General features: G+C 70.0%; 11 protein-coding genes. 5 read left to right on the plus strand and 6 right to left on the minus strand.

Features of this window, described 5'->3' with window-relative positions; all coding sequences use genetic code 11:
* Window positions 1–5: 5 nt before the first annotated feature.
* Entirely contained in the window at window positions 6–1553 is a 1548-nt protein-coding gene (locus SHTP_RS02225; protein ID WP_096369647.1) for an acetolactate synthase large subunit, read from the plus strand.
* On the opposite strand, the gene SHTP_RS02230 is transcribed toward SHTP_RS02225, so the two are convergent.
* The 6 genes from SHTP_RS02230 to SHTP_RS02250 all read right to left on the minus strand — a co-directional run bounded on the left by SHTP_RS02230 (window position 1550) and on the right by SHTP_RS02250 (window position 10320).
* Window positions 1550–2275 (minus strand): serine hydrolase, encoded by a 726-nt coding sequence (locus SHTP_RS02230; protein ID WP_096369648.1) that lies wholly within the window; start codon window positions 2273–2275, stop codon window positions 1550–1552. The genes SHTP_RS02225 and SHTP_RS02230 overlap by 4 nt on opposite strands.
* Window positions 2275–4038, minus strand: a complete 1764-nt coding sequence (locus SHTP_RS30630) for a hypothetical protein (RefSeq protein ID WP_231991822.1) — start codon at window positions 4036–4038, stop codon at window positions 2275–2277. The genes SHTP_RS02230 and SHTP_RS30630 overlap by 1 nt, the downstream gene beginning before the upstream one ends.
* The gene (locus SHTP_RS30635; protein WP_477505927.1) at window positions 4035–6302 is read right to left on the minus strand and encodes a PE family protein; all 2268 of its coding nucleotides are present in this window, start codon (window positions 6300–6302) and stop codon (window positions 4035–4037) included. Before SHTP_RS30635 ends, SHTP_RS30630 begins: the two co-directional genes overlap by 4 nt.
* Before the next feature lie 137 nt (window positions 6303–6439).
* A complete protein-coding gene (gene fadD17, locus SHTP_RS02240) occupies window positions 6440–7951 on the minus strand; it encodes a long-chain-fatty-acid--CoA ligase FadD17 (protein WP_096369649.1) in 1512 nt (503 codons plus the stop codon).
* A gap of 62 nt (window positions 7952–8013) precedes the next feature.
* The gene (locus tag SHTP_RS02245; RefSeq protein WP_096369650.1) at window positions 8014–9111 is read right to left on the minus strand and encodes an acyl-CoA dehydrogenase family protein; all 1098 of its coding nucleotides are present in this window, start codon (window positions 9109–9111) and stop codon (window positions 8014–8016) included.
* Window positions 9112–9141: 30 nt separating this feature from the next.
* Window positions 9142–10320, minus strand: a complete 1179-nt coding sequence (locus SHTP_RS02250; protein ID WP_015357358.1) for an acyl-CoA dehydrogenase — start codon at window positions 10318–10320, stop codon at window positions 9142–9144.
* Between the two features lie 223 nt (window positions 10321–10543).
* On the opposite strand from SHTP_RS02250, the gene SHTP_RS02255 reads away from it, so the two are divergent.
* The 4 genes from SHTP_RS02255 (at window position 10544) to SHTP_RS02270 (ending at window position 13595) form a co-directional block, all read left to right on the plus strand.
* Entirely contained in the window at window positions 10544–10735 is a 192-nt protein-coding gene (locus SHTP_RS02255) for a ferredoxin (protein WP_096372276.1), read from the plus strand.
* Between the two features lie 70 nt (window positions 10736–10805).
* On the plus strand, window positions 10806–11717 hold the full coding sequence (locus SHTP_RS02260; RefSeq protein WP_012396514.1) for a 3-oxoacyl-ACP reductase: 912 nt from the start codon (window positions 10806–10808) through the stop codon (window positions 11715–11717).
* 236 nt (window positions 11718–11953) lie between these two features.
* The gene (locus tag SHTP_RS02265; RefSeq protein WP_015357355.1) at window positions 11954–12718 is read left to right on the plus strand and encodes an MlaE family ABC transporter permease; all 765 of its coding nucleotides are present in this window, start codon (window positions 11954–11956) and stop codon (window positions 12716–12718) included.
* Window positions 12719–12752: 34 nt separating this feature from the next.
* Entirely contained in the window at window positions 12753–13595 is an 843-nt protein-coding gene (locus SHTP_RS02270; protein ID WP_096369651.1) for an MlaE family ABC transporter permease, read from the plus strand.
* The last annotated feature ends 5 nt before the right edge of the window (window positions 13596–13600 follow it).

Consider the following 13600-nt stretch of genomic DNA (forward strand, 5'->3'; position numbering starts at 1 on the left):
GGCAGGTGAACGGTGCCCAGGCTCTGATCAACACCTTGGTCGATGGTGGTGTTGACGTGTGCTTTGCCAACCCCGGTACCTCGGAGATGCATTTCGTGGCCGCACTGGACACGGTTGCGGACATGTGCGGTGTGCTCGCCCTCTTCGAGGGCGTGGCCACCGGTGCGGCCGATGGCTATGCCCGCATGGCCGACAAGCCCGCAGCGGTACTGCTGCATCTGGGCCCCGGACTCGGCAACGGCCTGGCCAACCTGCACAACGCCCGCCGGGCCCGGGTGCCGATGGTTGTGGTCGTCGGAGACCACGCGACTTACCACAAGAAGTACGACGCCCCATTGGAATCCGACATCGACGCATTGGCCGGCACGGTTTCGGGCTGGGTGCACCGGACCGAGACGGCCGCCGATGTCGGCGCCGACACCGCCAAGGCCATCGCCGCCAGCCGGCAGGGGCCGCAGGTTTCCACGCTGATCCTGCCGGCGGACGCGTCCTGGTCCGACGGCGCCGAGCCGGCCATGGTGCCGCCGGCGCAACCCGCGCCGGTCACCGGCGACGTGGTCTCGATCGCCAAGATGCTGCGCTCGGCGGAACCGGCCCTGCTCTTGATCGGTGGGGACGCCACCCGGGGGCCGGGTCTGGCCGCGGCCGCTCGTATCGCCGAGGCGACCGGCGCGCGGTGGCTGTGCGAGACATTCCCGACCCGGCTGGAGCGCGGCGCTGGAGTGCCCGCGGTGGAACGGCTCGGATACTTCGCCGAGGCCGCGGCGGCACAGCTGGACGGGGCCAAACATCTGGTGCTGGCCGGCGCGAAATCGCCGGTGTCGTTCTTCGCCTACCCGGGCATGGCCAGCGATCTGGTGCCCGCCGGATGCACGGTGCACGAGCTTGCCGGGCACCGGGGAGCGGCTGATGCCTTGATCGCACTGGCCGACGAGGTTGCGCCCGGGACGAGTGCGCCGCTGGCCGCGCTATCGCGCCCGCAACTGCCCACGGGTGCGCTGACCTCGATGTCAGCGGCGGACGTGATCGGCGCGCTGATGCCCGAACGTGCGATCGTCGTCGACGAGTCCAACACCTCGGGTGTGCTGCTGCCGCAGGCGACCGCCGGTGCGCCGGCCCACGATTGGCTGACGCTGACCGGCGGGGCGATCGGTTACGGCATTCCGGCCGCGGTGGGTGCCGCGGTCGCGGCGCCCGAACGTCCGGTGCTGTGCCTGCAATCCGACGGGTCGGCGATGTACACGATCTCCGGGTTGTGGACCCAGGCCCGGGAAAACCTCGATGTCACCACCGTCATCTACAACAACGGCGCCTACGACATTCTGCGAGTGGAGTTGCAGCGCGTGGGTGCCGGCTCGGCGCCCGGTCCCAAAGCGCTGGATCTTCTTGATATCTCCCGTCCCACAATGAATTTCGTCAAGATTGCGGAAGGCATGGGTGTTCCGGCCCGGCGGGTCAGTAGCTGCGAGGAATTTGCGGACGCGCTGCGCGGCGCCTTCAATGAACCCGGGCCGCATCTGATCGACGCCGTCGTGCCATCGCTGCTGGGCTAGCCGCCGCCTCCGGTAAGGGGAGATAGCTTTGCGCTGCCGCCCAGGAGCCAATCCGCGATCCTGTTCAGCGCCTTGACTCCGGTTTGGAAGCTGGCTGCCTGCGCGGCCAATGCCACACCCAGATGGCCCGATCCGGTGGGCACGATGCCGAACTGCCGCACCAAATAGTCGCCGTCCTGGCCGGGGCCCCAGCCGCCTTTTGCGGCAACTCCTTTGGCGGCCAGACCCCAGCGATGGCGCTCGGTGAGCTGGCGCATCAAGTCGATGACGGGGCTCGCGTCCGCAACACCGGGCAGTCCCGCGGCGAACAGCGCTTGCCGGTCCAGGCGCCATGGTGTTTGACCGAATGCGGTGAAACCGCGCCGAAGTCGGCGCGATTCCACCCGGGTGCACTCATCGCCGGCCGTGCCGATGACGGCCTGCACCTGTTGGGCGGCATCGAGGGGGTCGCCCAGCTGCGACCACAGCTGCTCGGCGGCCGCGTTGTCCGATTCGGTGATCGCCTTGGTCACCCATGCAGCTGCGCGCCGTGGGTTGCTGCGCAGCGCTGCGATCGCCAACGGCACCTTGACCGTCGACCAGGCGACGCCGGTCGACCAGGAGCCCAACGAACAGGTCTCGCCGCTGTCGGGGAGCGCGACCGCCACACCCGCGGTCGCCGGCAGCGCGGTGCACAGCTGCTCGAAGCTTGCCTCGAGCGCGGCGCGGGGCGCGCCCATCATCAGGCCTGACCTCCGGCGCCCGCCGCGCCGCCGCTGCCACCGGTGCCTGCCAGGGCACCCGCTCCGCCGTCGCCGCCGCCACCGCCGACCCCGCCGGTCCCGCCCGCCCCGCCCAGCCCGCCGGCCCCGCCATTGCCCGCGGTGCCGCCGCCAGAACCCGCAGCGCCCCCACTGCCGCCTTGTCCGCCATTGCCGCCGGCCGCACCGATGGAGCCGGTGCCGCCGGTGCCGCCGCCGCCTCCGTTGCCGTTGGCCCCGGCGCCGTTATTGACGCCGCCGTCGCCGCCATCCCCACCGCTACCGCCGACGGCACCGCCACCGCCCTTGCCGCCGTCGCCGCCGGTTCCGCCGGTACCCCCGTTGCCGCCGTTGGCGCCGCCGCTACTGGCCCTGCCCCCGGCGCCACCGTTGCCGCCAGTGCCGGCGTTGATGGTTCCGTCATTGCCGGCACCGCCCGTACCACCAGTACCGGCGGTGCCGGTCGCCCCGGAGGCGACGTCGCCACCGTCGCCGCCGTCGCCGCCCGCGGAACCGTTGCCGCCGGCGGGGGAGCCCTCGATGGTGCCGTTGTTGGCGTTGCCGCCGTTGCCGCCGTTACCCGCGGTGCTGCCGGCCGATCCGGCGGTGACATTCCCACCGTCCCCACCGTTGCCGCCGCCGCCGAACTGACCGCCGGCTCCGCCCTGTCCGCCTTGCCCACCGACCGCCACACCGTCGGTGCCGGTTTCTGACGCGTCGCCGCCGAGACCGCCGTCACCGGCCGGACCGCCGGCGCTGCCGGTGCCGCCGGTGCCGCCTTCCCCGCCGGTGGCCACTTCATTGTTGGCGGCATTGGTGCCGTTGCCGCCGGCTCCGCCGTCGCCACCCTGCTGGACCTGCGTGGTCGGCAGTGTTGCGGGGCTGCCATTCGTGCCGCTCCCGCCGATTTCCCCGGTGATCCCCGAACCGCCAGGGTTGCCGGCTGTGGCCTGGGGCTCGTTGGGAGTGAAGGCGATGTTGACGGCGTTCGCGCCGTCGGCGCCGTTGCCGCCGTTGCCGCCGTCGCCACCGTCGCCGCCGGTGCCTTGGGTGCCGGTGCTGCCGCCGGTGCCGGCGCCGGCACTGCCGCCCGTGCCCGGCGCACCGCCGTTACTCCCGTTGCCGCCATCGCCACCGGCTCCGCCGGACGGTGTCGGGAGGCTGGAGGCGGGGACGAACTGCGCGCCGATGGCGCCCTCGGCGCCGTTGCCGCCATTGCCGCCATGGCCGCCGTTGCCGCCGGTCCCGCCGTTGCCGCCGCTCGGACCCGCGCCGCCGGCGCCGCCGTTGCCGCCCGCTCCCGCGGTGCCGGCGTCACCACCAGCACCGCCGTCGCCTGCGGGGCTGAGGAATCCGGGGGAGCTGCCCGCCCCGCCGAACGCGCCGGCGCCACCCTTACCTCCGGCGCCGGGATTGCCGCCATTGCCGCCGGTGCCACCGCCACCGGCGGGTGCCCCGGTAGCGCCGGCCCCGCCGGTGCCACCCACGCCGCCGCCGCCGGCATTGCCGCCCTTGCCGGCGTTTCCGCCGGAGCCGGGGAGGGACACGGTGGTGCCCTGCGCGCCGGTTCCGCCGTCGCCTCCCTCGCCGCCGCTGCCGCCGCCGCCGGCCTCCCCGCCGGCACCGCCCGCCCCGCCGTTGCCGGCTGCTCCTCCGGTGCCGCCGTGGCCTCCGGTGCCGCTGTGCCCGCCGGTACCACCGGTACCGCCTGCGGACTCGTCCCCGATGCCAAGTCTGGGAGTCACGGCGGCACCGCCCGCCCCGCCGGTGCCGCCCTTGCCGGCACCGCCCCCGGTGCCACCCTGACCGCCGGTGCCACCGGCACCCCCGGCGGCCCCGCCGTTGCCGCCGGCTCCACCATCGGCTCCGGTGCCGCCAATTCCGCCGGTACCGCTTGCGGGTGCCGAGGACGTTCCGGTGCTGCCGCTACCGCCGTTGCCGCCGTCGCCGCCAACACCGCCGCTCCCACCGATGCCGCCGCCCCCGCCGGTACCGCCATTGGCGCCGGCGGCGCCACCGGCACCCCCGTCGCCGCCCTTGCTGCCGGCGGTACCGTCGCCGCCGTTGTCGCCGGTGAACACGTTGGCGTCGCCGCCGTCGACTCCGTTGCCGCCAGCACCGCCGTGACCGCCCTGCGCGCCATTTCCGCCGACGCCCTCGTTGCCCGCCTGACCGCCGGTACCGGCCAGCCGGGCCGCACCGGGGGCCCCGCCGGCGCCGCCGACGCCACCCTGACCGCCGGTGCCGCCCGCGTCGGTAGCCGTCCCGGCGCCGCCGGTACCGCCGTCGCCGCCGGTCGCGCCGCTGCCGCCGGTACCGCCGTTGCCGCCGGTGCCGTTGCTGCCGCCCTGCCCGCCGGCACCGCCGTTGCCGTCGGCCCGCCGTCGACGCCCGGATCGCCGGTTCCCGCGGTGGGGCCGGCAGCGCCGTTGCCGCCGGGCGTACCGTCTCCGCCCGCACCACCGTGTCCACCGGTGCCGCCGATGCCGAGGCTGCCGGTCTGACCGCCACCGCCGGAGCCGGCGGCGCCGCCGGTCCCGGGCTCGCCGCCTTGACCGCCGTCACCGCCGCTGCCACCCGCACCGGTCACCCCGCCACCGGTGATTCCGTCCGCCCCGGCTCCACACATGCCGCCAGCGCCGCCGTGGCCACCCTGACCGCCGTCGCCCGCGGCACCGCCTCCCAGCGCGGCGCCACCGGCACCGCCGTTGCCGCCGTTGCCGCCGATGTAGCCGTTGGTGCCGCCCTCGCCGAGGGCCGCCCCGTCGATGCCGGGCGCGCCAGCACCGCCGGTACCGCCGGTGCCGCCGGTCCCGCCGGTGCCGAAACCGCCGGTCAACCCGGCGTTGGTCAGTGGTCCCGCGGCGCCCGCGGTGCCGCCGCCACCCGCGGCGCCACCGGCACCACCGTTGCCGCCGGTGCCGGCGGCGATGCTGGTGGTGCCCGCTCCGCCAGTGTCGCCGATGCCGCCGGTGCCGCCTTGGCCGCCGAGTCCTCCGGCGCCAGCGTGGCCGAACAGCACCGGCCCGCCGCCACCGGCGCCGCCGGCACCGCCGTTGCCACCCAGACCGCCGTCGCCGCCGGTGCCGCCGGCGGCCGCAGCTGCCGCGCCCGCGGCCCCGTCGCCACCTTGGCCGCCCGCCCCGCCGTCGCCGCCGTTCATGAACAATCCGCCAGCGCCACCGTTGCCGCCGATGCCGCCATTCCCGGCCGCGCCGCCGCTGCCGGTCCCGGTGGCGCCGATGCCACCGGACCCACCCGACCCGCCGGCACCGACCAGCCAGCCGGCGTCTCCGCCGGTGCCGCCGACGCCGCCGGTGCCGCCGACGCCGCCGGTGCCGCCGCCGGTCCCGCCGATACCGCCGGCCCCGCCGGCGCCACCGCCGCCGATGAGCCAGGACCCACTGCCGCCATTGCCGCCCATGCCACCCATGCCGGCGCCGGCCGCGCCGGTGCCGCCGATCCCGCCGCCGCCGAACAGCAGCCCGCCGCTACCTCCATTGCCACCGCTGGCGCCGCCGGTCCCGCCGGCGCCACCCGCGCCGCCATTGCCCAACAAGCCGGCCGATCCGCCGCTGCCGCCAGCCTGGCCGGCAGCACCGGCCGCGCCGTTGCCTCCGCTGCCGAACAACCAGCCGCCGTCGCCGCCGTTGCCTCCGAGCGTCGTCGCATTGGCGCCGTTGCCGATGATCGGGCGGGCCAGCAGGCTCTGCGCGGGTGCGCTCACCGGGTTGATGGCCAGCTGCAGCGGCGATGTGCCGGTTGTCTCCGCGGCGGCGTAGGCCACCGCGCCCGCACTCAGGACCCGCTCCAACTGGGTATGCAATGCGGCCGCTTGGCCGGCCAACCGCTGGTAGTCGGCGGCGTGCGCGGAGAAGAACGCGGCGATGGCGGTGGACACCTCGTCGGCGGCCGCTGTCAGCATCGCGGTGGTGGGACCCGCCGCCGCGGCGTTAGCCGCGGCGACTGATGAACCGATGCCGGCCAGGTCGCCGGCGGCCGCCGTCATCGCCTATGGCGCGACAATCAGGTAGGACATCCGGGGCACCTTGGGTTCTGAGAAACACGACCTGGGCACTATCGAGGCGGATGCTATCCCGATCGGCGAAATTCATTGAGTGTTTTTCACCGAAGATCAGGCTTCGGCTACGACTGGTCGCGGATGGGCCAAACCGGATCGCCACAGTCGACACCGTCGGCCGCGAGCTGGCGTTTGAGCACCTTGAACGTCTCGGTTCGGGACAGCGCCGAACAGATCCGGACGTAGGACGGCCACTGCTTGGGGCCGAGGTCGGATTGACCGGCCAGGAATGCGCGGAACTTGTCGACATCGAACTTCGCACCGGGGGTGAGCACCATCGCCGCCATCACTTGGTCTCCGACCACCGGATCGGGTATCGCGTAGACCGCAACTTGGATGGCGTCGGGATAACGCAGCAGTACCCGCTCGATCGGTGCGGTTCCGAGGTTTTCACCATCGACCCGCATCCAATCGCCTAGGCGGCCAGCGAAGTACGCGTAGCCGGCCGCATCGCGGTAGGCGAGGTCGCCGCTGTGGTAGACGCCGCCCGACATCCGCTGCGCCGAGGCGGCCTCGTCGTTGTAGTAGCCCTCGAACCGGCCCGGCCCCGCGGTGTTCACCAGCTCCCCGACGGCTCCCACCGGACACTGCTGGCCCGTCTCGGGGTCGACAATCTCGATGTTCTCCGGCAGCGGACCCAACGAGCCCGCCGGGGTATCGGGGGTTCGCGCGATGGCTACACCCCCCTCGGTGGAACCGAAGCCGTCCTGGACGACGCAGCCGAAGCGACATCCGAAACGCTCGATATCGCCGGGTACACCTTCGTTGCCGTAGACGGCTCGCAACGGGTTGTCCGCGTCATCGGGTCGTTCGGGTGTGGCCAGCACATACGACAACGGCTTGCCCACGTAGTTTGCATAGGTGGCGCCGTAGCGGCGCACGTCGGAAAGAAACTGCGAAGCGGAGAACTTGCGCCGCAACGCCATTGATCCCTGGCATGCCACCGCCACCGCCCATCCCACCAGGACTGCGTTGGAGTGGAACAACGGCATCGACACATAACAGACGTCGTCGCGCCCGAGGCCGAAGCGCTGCGTCATGGTCACGCCCGCGATCGCGACCTTGCTGTGGCTGCACTTGACCGCCTTGGGATCACCGCTGGTGCCGGAGGTGTAGATGAGCATGAAAAGATCGGCCGGTGCGGCAGTTTGAAAGCTGATCTCCGAATTACGATGCGCAGCAATCACTTCCGCCCACTCGACTGAGTCGACGTTGACGTGCTCGATGCCGTCCAGGGTGCTCGCCGATGCCGTGTCGGCGAGCACCATCTGGCAGTCGGCGTGTTCGATGTCGCGGGCAAGTGCCGCGCCGCGGCGTACCGGATTGAGGCCTACCGGAATGATTCCGGACATTCCGGCTGCGGCCAGCATCGCCGAGAAGAACGGCGTGTTCTGCAGCAACACGCCGACATGCGGCGGGCGAGTGGGGTCAAGGCGCTCACGCAGCGCCGCGGCGATCGCGGCGCCGTGCCCGATGTGGTCTGCCCAGCTGGTGAAGGAGTCTTCGAAATAGATTCCCCGGTCTCCGATTTCGGCGAGCGGGACCAGCAGCTGGGGGACGGTGGGGTCCGCGCTCAATTCAGCCCCTTCGTTGGTCTCGACGAGCGTGAAGCTGCGGCCGCGCCCAGCGCCGTCGCCTCCTACGCTGGAGTCTCCGCCAGTTCACGGCCGATTTGGCGAAGCGCTGTGGTGGCCCCGCCCAGAGCGAACTCGGCTTCCTTGGCGGCCAGGAAGTAACGGTGCACCGGATGATCGGTGTCGACACCGACCCCGCCGTGCACATGCACGATGGTGTGCGCGACACGGTGGCCGGCCTCAGCCGCCCAGAAGCCCGCCGATGCCACATCGATCTCAGCGGGCAGGTCCTCCGATACCCGCCAAGCGGCCTGGGTCAGTGTCAGTCGCAATCCCTTGACGTCGATGTAGCCGTCGGCCAGGCGCTGTCCCACCGCCTGGAAACTGCCGATCGGGCGGTCGAACTGCTCGCGGGTACGCGCGTATTCGGCGGTCATCTGGAGTCCGCGTTCGAGTACCCCGAGCTGAAATGCGCTGCGGCCCAGGGTATTAACGGTGCGCAGCCAGGCGGTGACATCGGATCCGCCGATCCCGCGTGCGGCATCCACCTCCGTGCCGTCCAGGGCCAGATGGCCGACGCTGCCCAGGCCGGTAGTCTGCAGCGCGGTGACGCTGACCCCGGGGTCATCGGCGGCAACCAGGAAAACAACGGTGCCGGAATCGGTTTCGGCGGGAACAAGAAAGGCGTCTGCGACCGGACCGTAGCCCACCTGAGTGCGGGTGCCGGTGAGACGGAAACCCGCGCCGGACCGCGCAGCCTGGACCGGTCCCTCGCCCATCTCCGCGTCAAGGGCCACGGCAAGGATCTTCTCACCGCCGACCGCCGCGGCACCCCAGCTCTGCTGCAGTTCTTCGGAGCCGAACCGGGCCAGCGCGCCAGCGGCCAAAACCACCGACTCGAGGTAGGGCACGGCGGCTAGCTGATGCCCGAGCGCGACCAGGATCGCAACCTGCTCGAGCACCCCGAAACCGTCACCGCCCACCTGGGTGGCGGCGGCACTGGACAGGATGTCGCTGTCGATCAGCTTGCGCCACAGCTCGCGGTCGAATCGTTGCTCCAACCCGTCGAGCTGGCGCTGGTGCTCGGGCGTGCACACCGCGTCCACGATGGTGTCGACCAGACCGCCAAGATCCTGAGCCGCTTCAGTCGTCGAGAAGTCCATAGAAGTCCGTCCTCTGAGAATGTGTGAAAGTCAGCGGTTGGCCCGGGGCAGTCCCAGGGCGACCATGCCGATGATGTCGCGCTGGACTTCGTTGGTGCCGCCGCCGAAGGTCAGGATCAGACACGCCCGGTGCATCCGCTCGACGCGCCCGCGAAGCAACGCGCCGGGGGAGTCCTGACGCAGGGTGGCCGCGGTGCCCAGGACCTCCATGAGCAGCCGGTAGGCCTCGGTGGCCAGCTCGGTGCCGAACACCTTGGCGGCCGATGCGTCCGCCGGTGACGGGGCGGCGTCGTTCGAGGCCAGCTCCCAGTTGATCAGCTTGAGCACCTCGACCTTGGCGTGCACCCGGGCCAGGTTCAGCTGCACCCACTCCGAGTCGATGAGACGGGCGCCGCCGGCATCCTTGGTGTTTTGCGCCCATTCGCGGACTTCCCGCAGGGCCATGGATATCGGTGCCGACGAGACCAGGGCCACCCGCTCGTGGTTTAGCTGGTTGGTCACCAGTTTCCAGCCCGCGTTCTCCTCACCGATCAGGTTGGTCACCGGCACCCGCACGTCGGTGTAGTAGGTCGCACTGGTGTCGGGTCCGGCCATGGTGTGCACCGGTGTCCACGAGAAGCCTTCGGCGGTCGTGGGAACGACCAGCATGGAGATGCCGCGGTGTTTCTTGGCCTCCGGGTTGGTGCGCACCGCCAGCCAGACCCAGTCCGCGTAGGCGATCAGGCTGGTCCACATCTTCTGGCCGTTGATCACATAGTCGTCGCCGTCGCGAACCGCCGTGGTTCGCAGGTTGGCCAGGTCGGTGCCCGCGCCCGGCTCGGAGTAGCCGATGGAGAAGTGCAGATCCCCGGCGGCGATCTTGGGGAGGAAGAACTTCTTCTGCTCGTCGGTGCCGAAGGCCATGATGGTCGGCGCCACGCTATTGATCGTCAGGAACGGCACCGGGGCACCGGCGATGGCCGCCTCGTCGGTGAAGATCAGCGAGTCCATCGGCGAGCGGTCCTGGCCGCCGTATTCCTTCGGCCAGTTCAGGGTGAGCCACCCGTCCTTGCCCATCTGGGCAACCGTCTCGCGGTAGACGTTGCCGGTGCCGTATTCGCCCTGGACCGAACTCAGCGCCTCGCGGCGCTCCGGCGTCATCAGGGTGGTGAAATACGACCGCAGTTCGCGGCGCAGCTCCTCCTGCTCGGGTGTGTAACTGATGCGCATTCCTGCCGCCTCCGGTCAACCGATTGGGTTGGGTAACCGGCCATGACAGGCATCTCCACACCTGCCGACACGCAGCCAACGGTACCCATGCGTTACCCCGGTTGTAACACGTTCTAGTCTGGGAATCCAGCGACCGTTTCGTCAGCGGTGCGGTCGTCCTAGGGTGGTGCTACACAATGATCACTGGCTGGCCCAGGTTCTGGGCAAGATCAAGGAGGGCGCCGTGCGAGTGATAGTCGACCGTGACCGGTGCGAAGACAACGCCGTGTGCCTGGGGATTGCTCCGGATATCTTCGACTTGGACGACGACGACTATGCGGTCGTCAAGACGGATCCCATCCCCCCCGACCAGGAGGCTCTGGCCGAGCAAGCGATCGCCGAATGCCCGCGTGCGGCCCTGTTGCGTGAGGATTAGGCCAGCGGCCCGCTGTGCCCGGCATGGCGTAGCCGCCATGGCGTAACCGGAAACTAGAGGTATTCATAAATTGACTAGCAGCACGAACGTGACCGATCTGTCCGGAAGGGTCGCGGTGGTCACCGGCGCGGCCGCGGGACTGGGCCGTGCCGAGGCGGTCGGCCTGGCCCGGCTCGGCGCCACCGTGGTGGTCAACGACATCGGCTCGGCCTTGGACGCCTCTGACGTCATTGATGAGATCAGCGCCGTCGGTGCCAAGGCGATTGCGGTGGCCGGCGACATCAGCCAGCGCGCCACCGCCGATGAACTGATTGCCACCGCCGATGGGCTGGGCGGGCTCGACGTCGTGGTCAACAACGCCGGCATCACCCGCGACCGGATGCTGTTCAACATGACCGACGAGGACTGGGACCAGGTCATCGGGGTGCACCTGCGCGGCCACTTCCTGCTGACCCGCAATGCGGCAACCTATTGGCGCCAGAAAGCCAAGGCGGCCGGGGGCTCGATATTTGGGCGGCTGGTCAACACCTCATCGGAAGCGGGGCTGGTCGGTCCCGTCGGGCAGGCCAACTACGGCGCCGCCAAGGCCGGCATCACCGCACTCACTCTGTCCGCGGCGCGGGCGTTGGGCCGTTACGGCGTATGCGCCAACGCGATCTGTCCGCGGGCCCGCACCGCCATGACCGCCGACGTCTTCGGGGCGACGCCCGACGTGGCGGCGGGCGAGATCGACCCGTTGTCGCCGGAACACGTGGTGACTCTGGTGCAGTTTCTGGCGTCCCCGGCGGCCGCGGCGGTCAACGGGCAGCTGTTCATCGTCTACGGTCCGCAGGTGACGCTGGTGGCGGCGCCGACGGCGGAGCACAAGTTCAGTGCGGACGGCCCGGCCTGGGAGCCCGGCCAGCTAACCGATACATTGCACGATTACTTTGCTGGGCGAAACCCCGAACACAACTTTTCCGCTAGCTCGCTGATGGCTTGAGCAGGAATAAGTGGACTTTGCCCGGGGCCTGCCATCGGCTAGGGCCGGTGGCGGACTTACCCGCGCGGCAACGCAACTGACCAGCAAGATTGATCGTGATTATACGAGTATCCGTTCATTGACATGCCCAAGTCGTTCTGAGTTAGTATGAGCCGGCTCACACGAAGGCAAGTGCGGACCCTGGGCTGGCTCTTGGGAAACACTGGCGTCGTCGCCGACTGGGACGGGGGACCAAGTTGATCCAACAACTTGCGGTTCCAGCCCGGGCGGTCGGCGGGTTTTTCGAGATGTCCATCGACACCGCGCGCGCCGCCTTCCGGCGGCCGTTTCAATTCCGGGAGTTCCTCGACCAGACGTGGATGGTGGCCCGGGTATCACTGGTGCCCACGCTGCTGGTCTCCATCCCGTTCACGGTGCTGGTGGCATTCACCCTGAACATCTTGTTGCGCGAGATCGGTGCCGCCGACCTTTCGGGGGCCGGGACCGCGTTTGGCACCATCACCCAGCTGGGGCCGGTGGTTACCGTGCTGGTGGTGGCAGGTGCCGGCGCCACCGCGATCTGTGCGGATCTGGGTGCTCGCACCATCCGCGAGGAGATCGATGCGATGCGGGTGCTGGGCATCGACCCCATCCAACGCTTGGTGGTGCCCCGGGTCCTGGCTTCCACTGTGGTTGCGCTGCTGCTCAACGGCTTGGTGTGCGCGATCGGCCTGTCGGGTGGCTACGCGTTCTCGGTCTTTCTGCAGGGCGTCAACCCCGGTGCGTTCATCAACGGTCTGACCGTGCTGACCGGGCTGCGCGAGTTGATCCTCGCCGAGATCAAGGCCCTGCTGTTCGGGGTGATGGCAGGTCTGGTCGGCTGCTATCGCGGCCTGACCGTCAAGGGCGGGCCCAAAGGCGTGGGCAATGCGGTCAATGAGACCGTGGTCTACGCGTTCATCTGCCTATTCGTGATCAACGTGGTAATGACCGCTATCGGCGTGAGAATCTCGGCCCGGTAACAAATGACCGATAGCAAGCGATGGTGATGAGGCGATGAGCTATGACGTCACTATCCGCTTTCACCGGTTCATGTCGAGGCTGGTTCGGCCGGTCGACAACTTTGGCGAGCAGGCGCTGTTCTACGGCGAAACCGTGCGCTCCATCCCCAACGCGATCACGCGCTACCGCAAGGAAACGATCCGACTGGTAGCCGAGATGACGCTGGGCGCGGGGGCCCTGGTCATGATCGGTGGGACCGTCGGAGTGGCGGCCTTTCTGACCCTGGCGTCCGGCGGCGTCATCGCCGTGCAGGGCTACTCATCGCTGGGCGACATCGGTATCGAGGCGTTGACCGGCTTTCTGTCGGCGTTCCTGAACGTGCGTGTCGTCGCTCCGGTGATCGCCGGTATCGCACTGGCGGCCACCATCGGCGCCGGTGCCACCGCGCAGCTTGGCGCGATGCGGGTGTCCGAGGAGATCGATGCCGTCGAGTGCATGGCGGTCCACTCGGTCTCCTACCTGGTGTCGACGCGGTTGATCGCCGGGCTGGTCGCGATCATTCCGCTGTACTCGCTTGCGGTGCTGGCGGCTTTTTTCGCCGCCCGCTTCACCACGGTTTTCATCAACGGACAGTCCGCGGGACTCTATGACCACTATTTCAATACCTTCCTGATTCCATCCGATCTGCTGTGGTCATTTCTGCAAGCCATCGTGATGGCGATCGCGGTAATGCTGGTGCATACGTACTACGGCTACAACGCCAGCGGCGGCTCGGTGGGGGTCGGGATCGCCGTCGGTCAGGCGGTGCGTACCTCGCTGATTGTCGTCGTAGTCATTACCCTTTTCATTTCGCTCGCCGTTTACGGAGCGTCCGGCAATTTCAACCTCTCTGGATAAGGACT

The organism is Mycobacterium ulcerans subsp. shinshuense (assembly GCF_002355775.1).
GTDB classification, from domain to species: Bacteria; Actinomycetota; Actinomycetes; order Mycobacteriales; family Mycobacteriaceae; genus Mycobacterium; species Mycobacterium marinum.

Excerpts from the sequence above, each read along its gene's own strand:
- SHTP_RS02230 (WP_096369648.1), bottom strand. The coding sequence starts at position 2,275 with ATGATGGGCGCGCCCCGCGCCGCGCTCGAGGCAAGCTTCGAGCAGCTG.
- SHTP_RS30635 (WP_477505927.1), bottom strand. The coding sequence starts at position 6,302 with ATGACGGCGGCCGCCGGCGACCTGGCCGGCATCGGTTCATCAGTCGCC.
- SHTP_RS02245 (WP_096369650.1), bottom strand. The coding sequence starts at position 9,111 with ATGGACTTCTCGACGACTGAAGCGGCTCAGGATCTTGGCGGTCTGGTC.
- SHTP_RS02250 (WP_015357358.1), bottom strand. The coding sequence starts at position 10,320 with ATGCGCATCAGTTACACACCCGAGCAGGAGGAGCTGCGCCGCGAACTG.
- SHTP_RS02270 (WP_096369651.1), top strand. The coding sequence starts at position 12,753 with ATGAGCTATGACGTCACTATCCGCTTTCACCGGTTCATGTCGAGGCTG.